General features: G+C 71.7%; 13 protein-coding genes. 12 read left to right on the top strand and 1 reads right to left on the bottom strand.

Annotated elements, in window-relative coordinates; translation table 11 throughout:
- Positions 1 to 60: 60 nt before the first annotated feature.
- Positions 61 to 1,404, bottom strand: a complete 1,344-nt coding sequence (gene murA / locus ACFWNV_RS26465) for a UDP-N-acetylglucosamine 1-carboxyvinyltransferase (protein ID WP_383951820.1) — start codon at positions 1,402 to 1,404, stop codon at positions 61 to 63.
- 272 nt (positions 1,405 to 1,676) lie between these two features.
- On the opposite strand from murA, the gene ACFWNV_RS26460 reads away from it, so the two are divergent.
- The 12 genes from ACFWNV_RS26460 (at position 1,677) to ACFWNV_RS26405 (ending at position 16,541) form a co-directional block, all read left to right on the top strand.
- A complete protein-coding gene (locus tag ACFWNV_RS26460) occupies positions 1,677 to 2,237 on the top strand; it encodes a YqgE/AlgH family protein (protein WP_266908372.1) in 561 nt (186 codons plus the stop codon).
- A gap of 85 nt (positions 2,238 to 2,322) precedes the next feature.
- Positions 2,323 to 2,610, top strand: coding sequence for a DUF3039 domain-containing protein (locus tag ACFWNV_RS26455; RefSeq protein ID WP_243337322.1), 288 nt, complete (start codon positions 2,323 to 2,325; stop codon positions 2,608 to 2,610).
- Positions 2,611 to 2,763: 153 nt separating this feature from the next.
- Positions 2,764 to 4,413, top strand: a complete 1,650-nt coding sequence (locus tag ACFWNV_RS26450) for a beta-N-acetylhexosaminidase (protein ID WP_383951818.1) — start codon at positions 2,764 to 2,766, stop codon at positions 4,411 to 4,413.
- Between the two features lie 213 nt (positions 4,414 to 4,626).
- Entirely contained in the window at positions 4,627 to 5,559 is a 933-nt protein-coding gene (locus ACFWNV_RS26445) for an FAD binding domain-containing protein (RefSeq protein ID WP_382976312.1), read from the top strand.
- Complete coding sequence (locus tag ACFWNV_RS26440; RefSeq protein ID WP_383951816.1) at positions 5,556 to 7,559, top strand: (2Fe-2S)-binding protein; 2,004 nt, start codon at positions 5,556 to 5,558, stop codon at positions 7,557 to 7,559. The genes ACFWNV_RS26445 and ACFWNV_RS26440 overlap by 4 nt, the downstream gene beginning before the upstream one ends.
- Positions 7,560 to 7,648: 89 nt before the next feature.
- Entirely contained in the window at positions 7,649 to 9,889 is a 2,241-nt protein-coding gene (locus ACFWNV_RS26435; RefSeq protein WP_383951826.1) for a xanthine dehydrogenase family protein molybdopterin-binding subunit, read from the top strand.
- A 146-nt stretch (positions 9,890 to 10,035) separates the two neighbouring features.
- Positions 10,036 to 10,536: a hypothetical protein gene (locus ACFWNV_RS26430; RefSeq protein ID WP_383951814.1), complete on the top strand. Its 501-nt coding sequence runs from the start codon at positions 10,036 to 10,038 to the stop codon at positions 10,534 to 10,536.
- Positions 10,536 to 12,023, top strand: a complete 1,488-nt coding sequence (locus tag ACFWNV_RS26425) for a WXG100 family type VII secretion target (RefSeq protein WP_383951811.1) — start codon at positions 10,536 to 10,538, stop codon at positions 12,021 to 12,023. Before ACFWNV_RS26430 ends, ACFWNV_RS26425 begins: the two co-directional genes overlap by 1 nt.
- 21 nt (positions 12,024 to 12,044) lie before the next feature.
- Positions 12,045 to 13,226, top strand: a complete 1,182-nt coding sequence (gene mycP, locus ACFWNV_RS26420; protein ID WP_383951808.1) for a type VII secretion-associated serine protease mycosin — start codon at positions 12,045 to 12,047, stop codon at positions 13,224 to 13,226.
- 60 nt (positions 13,227 to 13,286) lie between these two features.
- Positions 13,287 to 13,715 carry a hypothetical protein gene (locus tag ACFWNV_RS26415; protein ID WP_383951805.1) on the top strand — a complete coding sequence of 143 codons (429 nt, stop codon included), beginning with the start codon at positions 13,287 to 13,289 and terminating at the stop codon, positions 13,713 to 13,715.
- A 16-nt stretch (positions 13,716 to 13,731) separates the two neighbouring features.
- Positions 13,732 to 15,828 carry a hypothetical protein gene (locus ACFWNV_RS26410; RefSeq protein ID WP_383951802.1) on the top strand — a complete coding sequence of 699 codons (2,097 nt, stop codon included), beginning with the start codon at positions 13,732 to 13,734 and terminating at the stop codon, positions 15,826 to 15,828.
- Positions 15,828 to 16,541 (top strand): hypothetical protein, encoded by a 714-nt coding sequence (locus tag ACFWNV_RS26405; RefSeq protein WP_383951799.1) that lies wholly within the window; start codon positions 15,828 to 15,830, stop codon positions 16,539 to 16,541. Before ACFWNV_RS26410 ends, ACFWNV_RS26405 begins: the two co-directional genes overlap by 1 nt.
- Positions 16,542 to 16,555: the final 14 nt, after the last annotated feature.

Below are 16,555 nucleotides of genomic sequence, written 5' to 3'. Positions count from 1 at the left end.
GGCCCTGTACGGGGCCTGTGGGGGCGTTCTGGGACGGTCTGGGTGGATCTACGGGTGGATCTAGACGAGGTCCCCGCCCGGGAGCTCGACCTTGGCGCCCAGTTCCACGAGCTTCTCCATGAAGTTCTCGTAGCCCCGGTTGATCAGGTCGATGCCGTGCACCCGCGAGGTGCCCTCGGCGGCGAGCGCCGCGATGAGGTACGAGAACCCGCCGCGCAGGTCCGGGATGACCAGGTCGGCGCCCTGGAGCTTGGTGGGCCCCGAGACGACGGCCGAGTGCAGGAAGTTGCGCTGGCCGAAGCGGCAGGCGCTGCCGCCCAGGCACTCCCGGTAGAGCTGGATGTGCGCACCCATCTGGTTGAGCGCGGAGGTGAAGCCCAGGCGGGACTCGTAGACCGTCTCGTGGACGATCGAGAGGCCGGTGGCCTGGGTCAGCGCCACGACCAGCGGCTGCTGCCAGTCGGTCTGGAAGCCGGGGTGGACGTCCGTCTCCAGCGCGATGGCGTTGAGCGGGCCGCCCGGGTGCCAGAAGCGGATGCCGTCGTCGTCGATCTCGAACGCCCCGCCGACCCGGCGGAAGGTGTTCAGGAAGGTCATCATCGAACGCTGCTGCGCGCCGCGCACGTAGATGTTGCCGCCGGTCGCCAGCGCCGCGGACGCCCAGGAGGCGGCCTCCAGCCGGTCCGGGAGCGCCTTGTGGTTGTAGCCGCCGAGGCGGTCCACGCCGGTGATCCGGATGGTCCGGTCGGTGTCGACGGAGATGATCGCGCCCATCTTCTGCAGGACGCAGATGAGGTCTTCGATCTCCGGTTCGACGGCGGCGTTGCTGAGCTCGGTGACGCCCTCGGCCAGAACGGCCGTCAGCAGCACCTGCTCGGTCGAGCCGACCGACGGGTAGGGCAGGCGGATCTTGCAGCCGCGCAGTCGCTGCGGGGCCTCCAGGTACTGACCGCCCTCGCGCTTCTCGATGGTCGCGCCGAACTGGCGGAGCACCTCGAAGTGGAAGTCGATCGGCCGGCCGCCGATGTCGCAGCCGCCGAGACCGGGAATGAAGGCGTGGCCGAGCCGGTGCAGCAGCGGGCCGCAGAACAGGATCGGGATGCGCGAGGAGCCCGCGTGCGCGTCGATGTCGGCGACGTTCGCGCTCTCGACGTGCGAGGGGTCGAGCACCAGCTCGCCCGGTTCGTCACCGGGGCGGACGGTCACCCCGTGCAGCTGGAGCAGCCCGCGCACGACCCTGACGTCCCGGATGTCGGGAACGTTGCGCAGCCGGCTGGGCTCACTGCCGAGCAGGGCGGCGACCATCGCCTTGGGTACGAGGTTCTTCGCGCCGCGGACACGGATCTCGCCCTCGAGCGGGGTTCCGCCGTGGACAAGCAGTACATCGTCACTGATGCCGGTCATGAATCTCGCGTTCCGGAGAGGGGTGGGCAGGGGGCCAATGAAAAGGGTAAGGGGCATGACCCCCCTGTTCGTAAGGGTGACGGGGCCGTAGGACTGTCATGAATTCGGCACAACACCCTGGGTGTGCGCCAGGTGGCGGAGCGTCTCCTTCCGCACCGGGTCCGGCCGCGGGCCCCGCGCGCCCCGTCCTGCCGCGGTGCGCCCTGAGCTGCGCAAGGTCCGGATGTGCCGCCCACTCCCCCTCACGGGCGAATGTGCGAGACCATGGCGCCATGACCGAGGTGTCCTCCCTCACAGGGCGGCTGCTCGTGGCCACCCCCGCCCTCGCGGACCCGAATTTCGACCGCGCGGTGGTGCTGCTGCTCGACCACGACGAGCAGGGCTCGCTCGGCGTTGTCCTCAACCGGCCCACCCCGGTGGGCGTCGGTGACGTCCTGCTGCCCTGGGCTCCGCTGGCCAAGGACCCCGGAGTGGTCTTCCAGGGCGGCCCGGTGGCGCTGGACTCCGCACTGGGACTGGCCGTCATCCCGGGCGAGGAGGGACCGCTCGGCTGGCGCCGGGTGCACGGGGCGATCGGCCTGGTGGACCTGGAGGCCCCGCCCGAACTCCTCGCCGCCGCCCTCGGGGGCCTGCGCATCTTCGCCGGCTACTCGGGCTGGGGCCCGGGCCAGCTGGAGGAGGAACTGGGCGTCGGAGCCTGGTACGTGGTCGACTCCGAGCCCGGCGACGTCTCCTTCCCGGACCCCGAACGGCTGTGGCGCGCCGTCCTGCGGCGCCAGCGCAGCGAGCTGGCCATGGTGGCCACGTACGCGGACGACCCGTCGCTGAACTGAGCCCGGGGCGGCCCGGGGCCGGGGCGGGGCCGGGGTGGTGGCCGCGCGATGCCTCGCGCGCGAGGGACTCGGTACCCTGGCAGTCATGAGCACTCTTGAGCCCGATCGCGGGACTGGTACGGGGACCCTCGTAGAGCCGACGCCGCAGGTGTCCCACGGCGACGGCGACCACGAGCGCTTCGCCCACTACGTCCAGAAGGACAAGATCATGGAGAGCGCGCTCGGGGGCACCCCCGTCGTCGCGCTCTGCGGCAAGGTCTGGGTGCCGGGCCGGGACCCGAAGAAGTACCCGGTCTGCCCCATGTGCAAGGAGATCTACGAGTCCATGGGCCCCGGCGGGGACAAGGACAAGGGCGGCAAGGACGGGAAGTAGTCGTCCGGCCCTCCTGAAACGGGACGAAGGCCCCCGGTGCGCACCTGTGCCCCCGGGGGCCTTTGCCGTACCCGGGGGCCGGGTTAGGGTCGCCGCATCAGCGCCCTGTGAAACGTTCGTTGCACCTGATGCAACGGTGGAGGAGTCGAGGCCATGCCCGAGTTGATCCCGCAGCCCCGGTACGCGCGATTCCTGCCCGACGGCGGCACGGTCGAGCTCACCGACCCGCTCCTCGACGCCGGACCCGGCACCGCAGGCGCGGCCCGCTGGCTGCGCCGCGAACTCGGCGCCGCCACCGGCTGGGCGCTGCCGGCCCCGGTCCGCGGGGAGGCGTACGGCGAACGCCCGGTCATCCGGCTCGCGCTGCGCCCCGACATCGGGCGGGGGACCGGGGCGGAGTCCTACGAGCTGCACGCCACCCCCGGCTCCGTCCTCCTGGAGGGCGCAGACGAGGCGGGCCTCTTCTATGCCGCCCAGACGCTGCGTCAGCTGCTCGGACCGGCGGCCTTCCGGCGGGCGCCGCTGCCCGGCGCGGTGTGGCGGCTGCCGGTCGGGGACCTCCTGGACGGGCCGCGCTTCGGCTGGCGCGGGCTGATGCTCGACGTGGCCCGGCACTTCCTGCCCAAGGACGCGGTGCTGCGGTACATCGACCTGCTCGCCGCCCACAAGCTCAACGTGCTGCACCTGCACCTGACGGACGACCAGGGCTGGCGGATGGAGGTCAAGCGCTACCCGCGGCTCACCGAGGTCGGCGCGTGGCGGGCCCGCAGCCGGTGGGGCCACCGGGCCTCGCCGCTGTGGAACGAGACCCCGCACGGCGGCTTCTACACCCAGGACGACCTGCGCGAGATCGTCGCGTACGCGGCGGAGCGGCACGTGCGGGTGGTGCCGGAGATCGACGTGCCGGGACACTCGCAGGCCGCGATCGCCGCGTACCCGGAGCTGGGGAACACCGACGTGGTGGACACGGCGGCGCTCCAGGTGTGGGACGACTGGGGCGTCAACGAGAACGTGCTCGCGCCCACCGAGGCCGTCCTGCGGTTCTACGAGGGGGTCTTCGAGGAACTGCTGGAGGTGTTCCCGGCGGAGGTCTCCCCCTTCGTGCACATCGGCGGCGACGAGTGCCCCAAGGCGCAGTGGAAGGCCTCCGCGGCCGCGCAGGAGCGGATCCGGGAGCTGGGGGTCGACGGCGAGGACGGTCTGCAGTCCTGGTTCATCCGGCACTTCGACGGCTGGCTCGCGGAGCGCGGCCGCCGGCTCATCGGCTGGGACGAGATCCTGGAGGGCGGACTGGCCCCGGGAGCGGCCGTGTCCTCCTGGCGCGGCTACGCGGGCGGCATCGCCGCCGCCGAGGCCGGCCACGACGTGGTGATGTGCCCCGAGCAGCAGGTGTACCTGGACCACCGTCAGGCGGACGGCGGGGACGAGCCGATGCCCATCGGGTACGTACGGACATTGGAGGATGTGTACCGGTTCGAGCCGGTCCCGCCGAAGTTGTCCGAAGAGGCCGCCGCCCACGTACTGGGCGCGCAGGCCAACGTGTGGACCGAGGTGATGGAGGACCAGAGCCGCGTCGACTACCAGGTGTTCCCGCGCCTCGCCGCCTTCGCCGAGGTGGTGTGGTCCCGGCTGCCGCTGCCCGAGGAGCGGGACCACGCGGACTTCGAGGCGCGGATGACGGAGCACTACCGCCGCCTGGACGCCCTCGGGGTCGACTACCGGCCGCCCGGCGGCCCGTTGCCCTGGCAGCGCCGGCCCGGAGTCCTCGGACGCCCGATCGAGGGAGCGCCCCCGAACGTGTGACGAGCCCCCGCGGGGGTGCCGCGCATGGGGGCTTGCCGGGGGTCTTGCCAGGGGTCGTGCGGGGGTGGTGCGCCGGTGGTGCGCGGCCGGTGGACCCTCGCGTCCGGTGCTCCGGAAGATGTGCCAGAGTTGCCACGTCCCGGCGGTGAGGACGTACCGTACGGCGGACAGGCGTGAGCGCCGGGACCGGGACATCGGGAAGGGGCAGCTGGGTTGACCACGCACGCACCGCACGCACCGCAGGCACGGGACTCGTCCCAGGGGCCCCGCAGCGACCCGCGGGCGGGGAACGCGGCGCAGTCCGTGACGCTGCCGGCCTCGCTCGACGAGGCCGTGGCGGCGCTCGCGGCCATGCCCGCCGCCGTCCCCGTGGCGGGCGGCACCGACCTCATGGCCGCCGTCAACGCGGGACTCCTGCGCCCCGCCGCCCTCGTGGGCCTCGGCCGGATCAACGAGATCCGCGGCTGGCAGTACCAGGACGGCCACGCGCTGCTCGGCGCCGGCCTCACGCACGCGCGCATGGGCCGGCCGGACTTCGCCGCCCTGATCCCGGCCCTGGCCGCCGCGGCGCGCGCCGCGGGCCCGCCGCAGATCCGCAACGCCGGCACGCTCGGCGGCAACATCGCCACGGCCGCGCCGACGGGTGACGCGCTGCCCGTGCTGGCCGCGCTGGAGGCCGTGCTCGTCATCGTCGGGCCCGGCGGATCCCGGCGCGAGATCCCGGTCTCGCACCTGCTCGCCGGCCGGGAGATGCTCCGCCCCGGTGAGCTGATCGGCTTCGTGCGCGTGCCGTTGCTGCACGCCCCGCAGGTGTTCCTCAAGGCCACGGGCCGTACGGGACCGGGGCGCGCGACGGCGTCCGTGGGGCTCGTACTGGACCCCGCGCGCCGGGGTGTGCGCTGCGCGATCGGCGCGGTCGCCCCGATGCCGCTGCGGCCACTGGAAGCCGAGCAGTGGGTTGCTTCGTTGATCGACTGGGACGGGGACCGCAGTCTGGCCCCCGAGGCGCTGGAGGCCTTCGGCGAGTACGTCGCGGCGGCGTGCGTGCCCGACCAGGGGGAGCCGGTGGCTCCCGCAGTACTGCATTTGCGGCGGACGGTGGCCGTACTGGCACGGAGGGCCCTGGGGAGGGCGCTGAGCTCATGAGTGAGAACGAGAACACGGGTGCTGCGGGCCCGACGGGACCTGCCGGACCCCACTGGGGCTGGGAGCCGGTGCCGCACGGCGGCGAGTACGACTCCGACGCGACGGCCTTCGTGAAACTCCCGCAGGACATGCTGGACGCGCTCGGCACCGGTGAGCCCCTCGCCGCCCCCGGGCACGGCTACGTGCCGCCGCCGATGATCGTGCCGCTGGGCACGGGCAGTACGGACCCCGCGGCCACGGGCACCTGGACGATCCCGGTGCAGTGGCCGGAGGCGGGCGCGGCGACCCCGGCGGACGCGGGCGCTCCGGCGGCTCCGGCGCGGGCACCGATCCCGGCGTCGGTGCCGATCCCCGCCTCGGTGGCCGCGGCGTTCGCGGAACCGGCGGCGGAGCCGGTGGCCGAGCCCGTCGCGGAGCCCTTCGGGGAGACGTACGGGGAGCAGTACGGGGAGCCCTACGGGGAGTCCTACGCCGAGCCGTTCGGCGAGCCGCCCGTCGCGGAGCCCTTCGCGGGGCGCCGGGCCGGGGTGCACGAAGCGGGGTCGACCGCCGAGTGGCGGTTCCCCGAGGCGGCGGCGAGCGACGTGTGGACCCCGGGCGGCGCGGGCGACACGGGCAGCTTCGGGCAGCTCGCGGCCTCGGCCGACTGGAGCCAGGCCCCCGCCACCCTGCCCGGCGGGGCCGCGGCCCCGTGGGCCACCCATCCGGACTTCGAGGGCGCGCGCGGGTACGTGGCGCAGCAGCCCGGTTCCGGCGGACCGGGTCCGGACCCGCTGGGCCCCGACCCGCTGGGCTCCGGGATGCTCCCCGGGGCCTCCGCACCCGCACCGGCCCTGGGACGCGGACCGCGCGTGCTGGGCGGCCCGGGGGTCGGCACCCCGCTGGACGGGGAGCCGGGCTACCCGGCACCGCACGACATCGAAGCCGCCCACGGCCCGGCGCAGGCCGCCGACTCGGGGGAGCGGCAGCATCCGGGGACCGAGGGCGAAGCCGGCGGTGACGGCGGCGGTGACGGCGAAGCCGGGGCCGGGGTTGGGACCGAAGCCGGGGTCGGTGCGGCGGAGCCGGGGTTCGGCGCGGGTGTGCCGGGCTCGGGCGGAGCCGCGGAGCAGGATGCGGCCGACCAGGACGGGGCCGGGGACGGGGCCGCGCAGGCGGAGCAGGGTGACGGCGGAGCCGGGCCGGCCGACGGCGGAGCCGGGGCCGCGCCCGCGCCGGGTACGGACGACGCCGACCTGGCTGTCGAGACCGCTCCGGCGGAGACGGCCGAAGGGATTCCGGGCGAGGGGGCGACGTACGAAGAAGACGACGCCGGGGAAGCGGACGCCGCTGCCGTCGCGCACCACGAGCACCCGTCGGCCTCCTACGTCCTGCGCGTCAACGGGGCCGACCGGCCCGTCACCGGCGCCTGGATCGGCGAGTCCCTCCTCTACGTGCTGCGCGAGCGACTCGGCCTGGCCGGCGCCAAGGACGGCTGCTCGCAGGGCGAATGCGGCGCCTGCGCCGTGCAGGTCGACGGCCGGCTCGTCGCCTCCTGCCTCGTCCCGGCCGCCACCGCGGCCGGCAGCGAGGTCCGGACCGTGGAAGGTCTCGCCACCGACGGGGAACTGTCGGACGTGCAAGAGGCGTTGTGCAGGTCGGGTGCGGTGCAGTGCGGGTTCTGCGTGCCCGGCATGGCCATGACCATCCACGATCTGCTGGAAGGCAACCACGCCCCCAGCGAGCTGGAGACCCGCCAGGCGCTGTGCGGCAACCTCTGCCGCTGCTCCGGGTACTCGGGCGTCATCGAAGCCGTGCGCGAGGTCGTCGCCGAGCGCGGCACGGCGGCGGAAGCGGCCGCCGCGGCCTCGGCCGAAGCCCGGATCCCGCACCAGGCCCCGCCGGGCGAGGGCGGCGTCCACGGGATGCAGGGCAATCAGGGGAACCACGGGATGCAGGGGAACCAGGGGATGCAGGGCATGCAGGGGAACCCGGGCCACCACGACGGAGGCACGGCGTGAGCGCCCACGACGCGGCGACGGTCCCGGCAGGGGTCACCACACCGGTCGCCGAGGGCGCGGAGCCCCCGGAGCCGGCGGTCCCGCGCGGCATCGGCGCGTCCGTCCCGGCCGCCGACACCCGCGCCAAGACCGAGGGCACCTTCCCCTACGCCGCCGACCTGTGGGCCGAGGGCCTCCTCTGGGCAGCCGTGCTGCGCTCCCCGCACGCCCACGCCCGCATCCTCTCCGTCGACACCTCCGCCGCCACCGAAATGCCCGGCGTGCGGGCCGTCGTCACCCACGCCGACGTCCCCGGCGCCACCACGCACGGCCGCCGCATCGCCGACCGGCCCGTCTTCGCGCACGACGTGGTCCGCCACCACGGCGAGCCCATCGCCGCCGTCGCCGCCGACCACCCGGACACCGCACGCCTCGCCGCCGCCGCCATCGCCGTCGAGTACGAGCTCCTCGACCCGGTCACCGACCCCGAACAGGCCTTCGGCGCCCCCGACCTGCACCCCGACGGCAACCTGATCCGGCACATCCCGCTGCGCTACGGCGACCCCGAAGCCACCGGCGACGTCGTCGTCGAAGGCCTCTACCGCATCGGCCGCCAGGACCCCGCCCCCATCGGCGCCGAGGCCGGGCTGGCCGTTCCGCGACCCGACGGAGGCGTGGAGATCTACACCGCCTCCACCGACCCGCACACCGACCGCGACCTGGCCGCCGCCTGCTTCGGGCTGGAACCGGACCGCGTACGGGTCGTGGTCACCGGGGTGCCCGGCGCGACGGCCGACCGCGAGGACGCCGCCTTCCAGCTCCCGCTCGGCCTGCTCGCCCTGCGCACCGGCTGCCCGGTCAAGCTGGCCGCCACCCGCGAGGAGTCCTTCCTCGGCCACCCGCACCGCCACCCGACGCTGCTGCGCTACCGCCACCACGCGGACGCGGACGGCCGGCTGGTCAAGGTCGAGGCCCAGATCCTGATGGACGCGGGCGCCTACGCCGACGCCTCCTCGGAATCCCTGGCCGCCGCGGTGGCCTTCGCCTGCGGCCCGTACGTGGTCCCGCACGCCTTCGTCGAAGGCTGGGCGGTCCGTACGAACAACCCCCCGTCGGGCCACGTCCGCGGCGAAGGCGCCCTCCAGGTCTGCGCCGCCTACGAGGGCCAGATGGACAAGCTGGCGGCCGCCCTCGGCATCGACGGCGCCGAACTGCGCCTGCGCAACGTCCTGGCCACCGGCGACCTGCTCCCGACCGGCCAGACGGTCACCTGCCCCGCCCCCGTGGCGGAACTCCTGCGCGCGGTCCGCGACTACGAGCTGCCCGCCCTCCCGAAGGACACCCCGGAGGAGGACTGGCTGCTCCCCGGCGGCCTGGAAGGCGCGGGGGAGCCGGGCGCGGTGCGGCGCGGGGTCGGGTACGGGGTCGGCATGGTCCACATGCTCGGCGCGGAGGGCACCGACGAGGTGTCCACGGCCACGGTGAAGATCGTCGGCGGCTCGGCGACCGTCATCTGCGCGGCCGTCGACACCGGCCAGGGCTTCTCCACGCTCGCCCGCCAGATCGTCCAGGAGACCCTGGGCGTCGACGAGGTCGTCACGGCCCCGGTCGACACCGACCAGCCGCCGGCGGGCCCCTCCGCCCACGGCCGCCACACCTGGGTCTCGGGCGGCGCGGTGGAACGCGCCGCGAAGATGGTCCGCACCCAGCTCCTCCAGCCGATGGCGCACAAACTGGGCATGTCCACCGAACTGCTCCAGATCGCGGATGGCCGGATCACGTCGTACGACGGCGCCTTCTCCACGACCGTCGCCGAGGCGATGGAGGGCAAGGAACTCTGGGCCACGGCCCAGTGCCGCCCGCACCCCACGGAGCCGCTGGACGGGGACGGCCAGGGCGACGCCTTCGTGGGCCTCGCCTTCTGCGCGATCCGCGCGGTGGTCGACGTGGACATCGAGCTCGGCTCGGTGCGCGTCGTGGAACTCGCGGTCGCCCAGGACGTCGGCCGCGTCCTCAACCCCCGCCAGCTGGAAGCCCGTATCGAAGCCGGCGTCATCCAGGGCGTGGGCGCGGCCCTGACGGAAAACCTCCGCACCGCCTCGGGCCTGATCCGCCACCCGGACCTGACGGGCTACGCCCTGCCCACCTCCCTGGACGCCCCGACGGTCCGCATCGTCAAACTCGTCGAGGAACGCGACGTGGTGGCCCCCTTCGGCGCCAAGCCCGCCAGTGCCGTCCCGGTGGTCACGGCCCCGGCAGCGGTGGCCTCGGCGGTCCGCGCGGCCACGGGCCGCCCGGTCAACAGGATCCCGATCCGGCCATCCGCGGCCGTGGCGGCGCCCAACTCGTAACCTTGTGACCCTGATTGCACCTGCAACCCGAAACTTGGGCCTGTCGGACTCTCTCGATAGAGTGTTTGTGGACACTGGCGACGTGCGTGTGCGAACACGTGCGAAGCGGGTGCGAACGGGGACGACGGGGAGTCGGGGAGGCCATCGTGGCAGTGGACTATGGGCCGGGCGTGTTCGGGCTGGACTTCGGCGTGGGCGTGGCCTCGCCGGCGGCACTGGGCGCGCTCCAGGTCGAATACGAATCGCTGACCGACTACAAGAAGCGGGTCGACGGCCTACTGGAGAAGCTGGACGGCTCCCCGGCGAGCGACAAGAAACTGGCGGACGGCACCCTCCCGGAAAACTCCCTGGGCGAGGGCTTCGCCGAGGCCAAGCGGCTGTTCACGGCCTACTCGAACGTGCACACGCAGTTGCTTGCGCTGTCCAAGGGGCTGGCTGACCAGATCGAGGGGCTGGGCATCGCGATCCAGACGGCGGGACGGGGCTTCGGGGGCGTGGACGAGGACACGAAGCGGCGGATGCTGGCGATCAGTAAGCAGGCCGACGCGAACTACGTCCCGGAACGGGACCCGTTGGCACCCCCGCCGCCGCACAGTTCGGCTTCGCAGGGAAGCGCGTCGGCAGGAACTCAAGGGGAGGGCTTCTGATGGCGACGAACTTCGAGAGCCACACCCACCAGCAGCTGCTGGCCATGCTCGCCTCGGCCAATGCGGAGACCCTCAAGGCGCGCGGCGACCAGCTGACGGACGCCGCGGCGACCATCAAGGAGATCGGCGAAAGCCTCAAGGACCACCGGGTGACCGGCTGGGAAGGCGAATCGGGCACGGCCTTCCAGGACTGGGTCAGCCGCGCGGGCAATGCGACGCTGCGCCTGAGTGAGTACAGCGCCGAGGGCGGCAAGCAGCTGACGCAGGCCAGCCAGGTCGTCATCGAGGTCAAGGCCAACATGCCGAAGTACGACTCGACGGCGGCCTCCAACCTTGACGCGGCCCGCGAGTTCCACAACGACCCCGATGCACAGCAGATCGGCCAGCAGGCCCACTCGAAGCTGAGCGGCGACCGGCAGCAGGCGATCCAGCAGATGACGAAGCTGGCGCAGGGGTACGAGGCTTCGGCGACCGGGATGGAGATGGCGGAGGTTCCGACGTTTCCACCGCCTCCGGCGACGTTTGTTCCTAAGGACGTCTCCACGGACGTGGATCGAGCCCGGTCTGGAGATAGTGCAGAAGGCGCAACTGGCGGGGGTGGGTCGTCGTACGCACCCGCGACGTCGGGTCCAAGTGGTTCGTCTCGCGACTTGGGTTCTACGGCTGGGCCGGGTGGAAACGAGCCCACTGTGCCGATTGGAGCGCCGCCCGTCCCCGCTCCGGTGCCGCCGGACCGCAACATTGGCACTGGTCTCGACACGGTGGGCCCGGCGCCGAGTACGACCCTTCCACCAGCCCCGGGAGTACCTGGAGGCTTGGGTCCGGTCGGACCGGGCGGTGGTAGTCCGGGTGTCACCCCTGGCGGGTTCGTGCCGCCCCTGACGCTGCCTCCGGGTGGTGGGGTCTCGAAGCCGATCGGCGGTGTAGGCCCTGGCGGTTTCGGTCCCGGCGGGACCATTCCCGGCCTCGGCGGGGTTGGCGGGAAGGGTGGCGGACTGGGTGGTGTTGCTGGGCTGCCTCCGCGCGACAGCGGTATCACGGGTGGTCGCCCGGTCACGCCAGGTGGGCCGGGTGCGAGCATTCCCCGTGGCACGGTCATCGGGACCGAGGGCGCCCAGGCGGGCGGTCGCGGCATGGGCATGGGCGGCGGTATGGGTATGGGCGGTGGCGGAGCGCACGGCGGTCTCGGCAACCCCATGGCCGGTCGCCGTCTCGCCACCGAACCGGGCGGCGTCATCGGCGGGGGACAGTCGGGTGTGGGTGGTCGCTCCATCGCTGGTGGTCAGCCGTTTACGCAGGGCGGTTCCGGTCTGGTTCGCGGTGGACCGGGCGCTGGCCCAGCGGGTCCCATGGGGCATGGCGGTGCTGGTGCGCACGCTCCGGGTCGACGGGGCGAGGGTCGGCAGGGTGAGCGCCCTGACTACCTTGCTGAGGACGAAGAGACGTGGCAGGGCGATGATCGTGTCGTTCCGCCGGTGATCGACTGAGTGGAGCGGACGTTGCACGGGATGCGTATGCGTAAGGCGACTGCGGCCTTGGCCGGTCTTCTACTGGCCGGGGTCGCTGCGACCCCCGCTCATGCGGACTCGATCCGGTCCCAGCAATGGCACCTCACTTCCATGAAGGCCGAAGATATCTGGAAGAGCAGCACGGGCAAGGGTGTCACGGTCGCCGTCATCGATACGGGTGTGGGCCAGCTTCCAGAGTTGGAGGGACAAGTTCTTCCTGGAAAGGACTACGCCACCACGTATGACGGAGACGAGCGAACTGACTCGGACCGCCATGGAACGACCATGGCGGCACTCATCGCTGGCACTGGGGAACACCCCAGCGGTGACGGAGCGTTCGGCCTTGCTCCAGGAGTCAAGATTCTCCCAATCCGTGTGCCCCAGGGTGTGAGTGAGTCCGATCCTCTTTGGACCGATGCAATTAGGTACGCCGCGGATTCGGATGCGAAGGTCATCAACATCTCGATGGCCACATCAGTTGAAGACCCGGCGCGGCTTGATGCAGTGAAGTACGCATTGTCTAAAGGCAAGTTGATCTTCGCGGGCGTTGGGAATGCTGGGGATGGGGCCAACCGGGTGATGTACCCGGCGGCGACACCCGGAGTGGTTGGTGTCGGAGCGGTTGATCGTCAGGGCAAGGTGACTGCAGAGTCACAGCACGGTTCTCAGGTGGATCTGTCCGCACCTGGGATGGATATCGTTACAGGCTGCGCAGGCAAGACCGGGCTGTGCACCAGCCACGGAACGAGTGATGCCACCGCCCTCGTCTCCGCCTCCGCTGCGCTGATCTGGTCCGCCCACCCCGACTGGACCAACAACCAGGTGCTGCGGGTGCTCATGAACACCGCGGGCAAGCCCACCGACGGCGCCGCGCGTAGCGACTTCGTCGGGTACGGCATCGTCCGGCCCCGGATCGCGGTGGCAACCCCCGGCGACCCCGGCCCCGCCGACGTCTACCCGCTCCCCGACCTCGCGGCAGCCGGCGGCGGCACGGGGACGAAGGCTCCCTCGGCCCCCTCCTCGCCCAGCCCGGAGGCCCCCGCGCCCCAGGCCGGTGTGAAGAAGGACGACGGCGTCGGCGGCGCCAACCTCCCCTACCTCGGGCTCGCGCTCGGTCTCGGGGCCTGTCTGCTCATCGGCGGGGCCGTCACCGCGGTCGTCGTCCGGCGTCGGAGCCGCTGACTCGCGCGGAGCGGAGCCGTAGAAGCACACTCCACCAGAGCCGGAGGAGAAGGCCACCGCATGTCGTTCGACGAGGAATGGTCCGCGGCCCGGAGCACCGCCGCGGCCAACGTCTCCACGCGGCTCAACAGCGTCCCGGCCGCGCCCGGCCCGGACGGCGGCGGTGGTGCCGATCTGGAGCTCGATCAGGACCGCATCGGCGAGGTCGGCTCCGAGGCCTACGAGCTTCACACCCGGCTCTCCACCGACGGCCGGCACGCCGCCGCGTCCACCGCCGAGGCGGCCGGCGCGCTGACGCGCGAGGGCTTCGCGAGCGGTGCGGCCCTGCTCAAGGTCAACACCCGCTGGGAGAGCCAGCTCAAGACCCTCGTCGCCGCCTGCGCGAACATCTCCAACGGCCTGAACTACTCGCTCGCCTCGCACGGCAAGGAAGAGCAGCAGCTGCACGCCGATTTCACGGCGTCCACGATGGACGAGCTCCTCAAGTGACGAAGGTGCCGCACACGTGCTGACGTACGAGAACGTCGTGAACGCGCCCCTCGGCCCGCTCCAGACCGCGATCACCGACTGGGCTGCGATGGTCAAGAAGCTGGACGAGCTGGCGGAGTCGGCGCGGGGTGGCATGAAGGCCGCGTCGGACAAGGCCGGGTGGAGCGGTGTCACGGCCGGCGTTGCACGCTCGCTCGTCGACAAGACTGCCAAGGAGTTCGAGGATGCCGCCCATGAGGCCAAGGGCATCCACAAGGCGCTGACCGAGGGGCACCGGGCCTTCAAGACGTCCCGTGAGCAGCTCCGGAAGATCGCCGACGTCGAGGCTCCGCAGGCTGGCTTCCGGGTGGGTGCCCAGGGCAAGGTGGAAGCGGCGCCCTTCGCGAGCGAGGCGGACCGGTACGCCGCCCGGCACGATCCGGACTACCTGGAGTCGGTCCGCGTGAACCTGCCCCTCTGGCAGGCGAAGGTCGACGCGGCCATCGATGCCTGCGACGACGCCGACCAGTCGCTGTCCCGCCTGCTCGCCGCCAATGTCACCGACGACAACAACTTCACCACGGCCAAGTACGGCAGCCTGGACGCCGAAGAGGCCGCCCGTGCCGTGGAGCTCGCGAGGAAGGGCCGCCGGCTCACGCACGAGGAGCTCGTCGAGCTCAACGAACTGCTGGCGGACAACGCCAAGGTGCCGGAGTTCTCGACGGACTTCTACCGGGCGCTCGGCCCCAAGGGCGCGCTGGAGTTCTTCGGGACGATGTCCACGGACACCTTCGACTACGCGAAGCAGGACCCGCAGCGGCTGAAGGACGTACAGGAGCTCCAGAAGAACCTGGGGTTCAACCTGGCCACGGCCACGAGCTCCGCGACCGAACCGCACCTGACGGACGGCTTCGCCCAGGACCTGCGCCGTCTCGGCACCGAGCGCATCCCGCTGGCGCGCTACGACCAGAACCCGCCCTACGGCTACCAGCTGCTCGGCGGCATCATGCGCTACGGGAACTACGACCCCAAGTTCCTTCTCCCGATCGCCGAGCACGCCACCCAGATCCACGCCAAGGACCCGGACTTCTTCAACGGGGCGCGTCAGATCAACGGCTACGGCAAGAACATGCTCAACCCGTCGGGCATCAACGGCGCCGGCTACGACCCGGTGGTCAGCTTCCTGGAAGCCCTGGGCCACAGCCCGGAGGCGGCCCGGCAGTTCTTCGACCCGGGCCAGGAACCGCAGGCGTACAACACGGACGGCACGGAGAAGTCCGGCCCCGCCGAGCTGGGCAAGGGCCCGGACAAGAAGCCGATCACGAGCTACCTGGACTTCTTCGGTCACGAAAAGTACGACTTCACCATCGATATGGAAGGTACGAACCCGGACGACCTGAAGAAGGTCCAGCAGTACATGCCGGACGCCCTCGGTCATGCGCTGGAGGCGGCCACGCTCGGCCATGCCTGGGACGATTCCAGGCCCGTCCTCGACCGGGCGGAGGTCGGCGCACGGGTCATGGACGCGGTCGTCGCGAAGTACGGGGGCGATGCGGGTCTGCTCAAGGACCAGGAAGCCGACGGACAGGTCGATCAGGGCCGGGCCCGGTCGACGATCAGTACGACGGTCACGGTTCAGGGGATGCTCGACGAGTCCCGGGCCGGTCAGGTGGCGGCCGAAGGGGCCGATAAGTACGAGGAATACGAGAAGGCCCACGAGAAGAAGGCGGCGTGGGTCGAGTTCGGTGCGGCCGGAGCGGTGGCGGCCGGTGTGGCCTTCCTGCCGGCCACCGTTGCTGCCGCGGGGGTCGCGGCGATCGTCGTCCCGCTGGCGACGGACCTTGCCAGCGGGGCGGTGGAACAGGCCGCTTCCCAGGTCGTCGGCGAATGGTCCGACGGATCCGTGAAGAAGTACGAGGACGACCTGAAGGAAAAGGTGCATCTGACCAACAAGCAGATGTACGAGGCGGGAGAACGCAGCGCTGAAGCACCCATGAATCAATTCATGGAGCGGCACGGCATCGACAGGAACAGTGATTTCGGCAGAGAGCTCATCACCGAAATGGGCTCCGGCTACAGGGACGGGAACTTCCGGGCGGAGCGCCAAGGACACTCTCCTGAAACGGGCAACTGATGATGACGCGAAACCGATCACGATTCCTGATGGCCGGGAGTGCCGGGCTGATCATGCTGGGCGTGATGGCGTCCGGATGCGGATCGCCGGAGCCGGAGGAACCGGTGCCGGAGCCCAGAGTGGTTTCGGCGGCCGGTGTCTGCGGGGGCACCTTGTTCCCGGCGAGTGCGGGTCCGTCCCTTGAACGCGTCCTGGAAGCCTCCAAATTCGTCATCCGGGACGAGGACGAGGATGTGAGCACCGCGGAGAGCGCCAAAATGATGGAGGACGCCTACCGGTCCGGGAAGGACGTGCGCGACAAGCCCACGGCGGACTGTAAAATCCACGGCGAAAAAAGGCTTGTCGGTGATTACGAGCGCTACGTTTTGGCCATGGTGAGATTCAAAGCGTTCAGCAAGAAGGCCTGGACCTCCGGGGTGGGGGACGAGACCTATGACAAAGGCGTCCTGGTGACGGGGGCGAAGCGCCAGCGCAGCATCGAATTCGACTGTGTCAGTGCACGCGTCGGTTCCACCGTCGACATCCCGCTTCGCATCACCGTCACCTTCATGAACCAGTTCGCCGAGGGTGCCGTCGACGAAGAGGCAGACCTCGTCAAGGACTACCTCCTGCTGGCCCACGCGGCCGGCCTCTCCATGTCCAAGGAACTGGGCTGCGCGGACAACGGCGGCCTCCCCGACCGCCCCGATGGCCTGCCGGCCATGCTCACCTGACCGTGGGCACGCAG

This window comes from Streptomyces sp. NPDC058401 (assembly GCF_042722885.1).
GTDB lineage: Bacteria > Actinomycetota > Actinomycetes > Streptomycetales > Streptomycetaceae > Streptomyces.
This window is presented reverse-complemented; position numbering and strand designations above follow the sequence as displayed.

Excerpts from the sequence above, each read along its gene's own strand:
- ACFWNV_RS26425 (WP_383951811.1), top strand. The coding sequence starts at position 10,536 with ATGGCGACGAACTTCGAGAGCCACACCCACCAGCAGCTGCTGGCCATG.
- ACFWNV_RS26415 (WP_383951805.1), top strand. The coding sequence starts at position 13,287 with ATGTCGTTCGACGAGGAATGGTCCGCGGCCCGGAGCACCGCCGCGGCC.
- ACFWNV_RS26460 (WP_266908372.1), top strand. The coding sequence starts at position 1,677 with ATGACCGAGGTGTCCTCCCTCACAGGGCGGCTGCTCGTGGCCACCCCC.
- ACFWNV_RS26440 (WP_383951816.1), top strand. The coding sequence starts at position 5,556 with ATGAGTGAGAACGAGAACACGGGTGCTGCGGGCCCGACGGGACCTGCC.
- ACFWNV_RS26450 (WP_383951818.1), top strand. The coding sequence starts at position 2,764 with ATGCCCGAGTTGATCCCGCAGCCCCGGTACGCGCGATTCCTGCCCGAC.
- mycP (WP_383951808.1), top strand. The coding sequence starts at position 12,045 with ATGCGTATGCGTAAGGCGACTGCGGCCTTGGCCGGTCTTCTACTGGCC.
- ACFWNV_RS26405 (WP_383951799.1), top strand. The coding sequence starts at position 15,828 with ATGATGACGCGAAACCGATCACGATTCCTGATGGCCGGGAGTGCCGGG.
- murA (WP_383951820.1), bottom strand. The coding sequence starts at position 1,404 with ATGACCGGCATCAGTGACGATGTACTGCTTGTCCACGGCGGAACCCCG.
- ACFWNV_RS26455 (WP_243337322.1), top strand. The coding sequence starts at position 2,323 with ATGAGCACTCTTGAGCCCGATCGCGGGACTGGTACGGGGACCCTCGTA.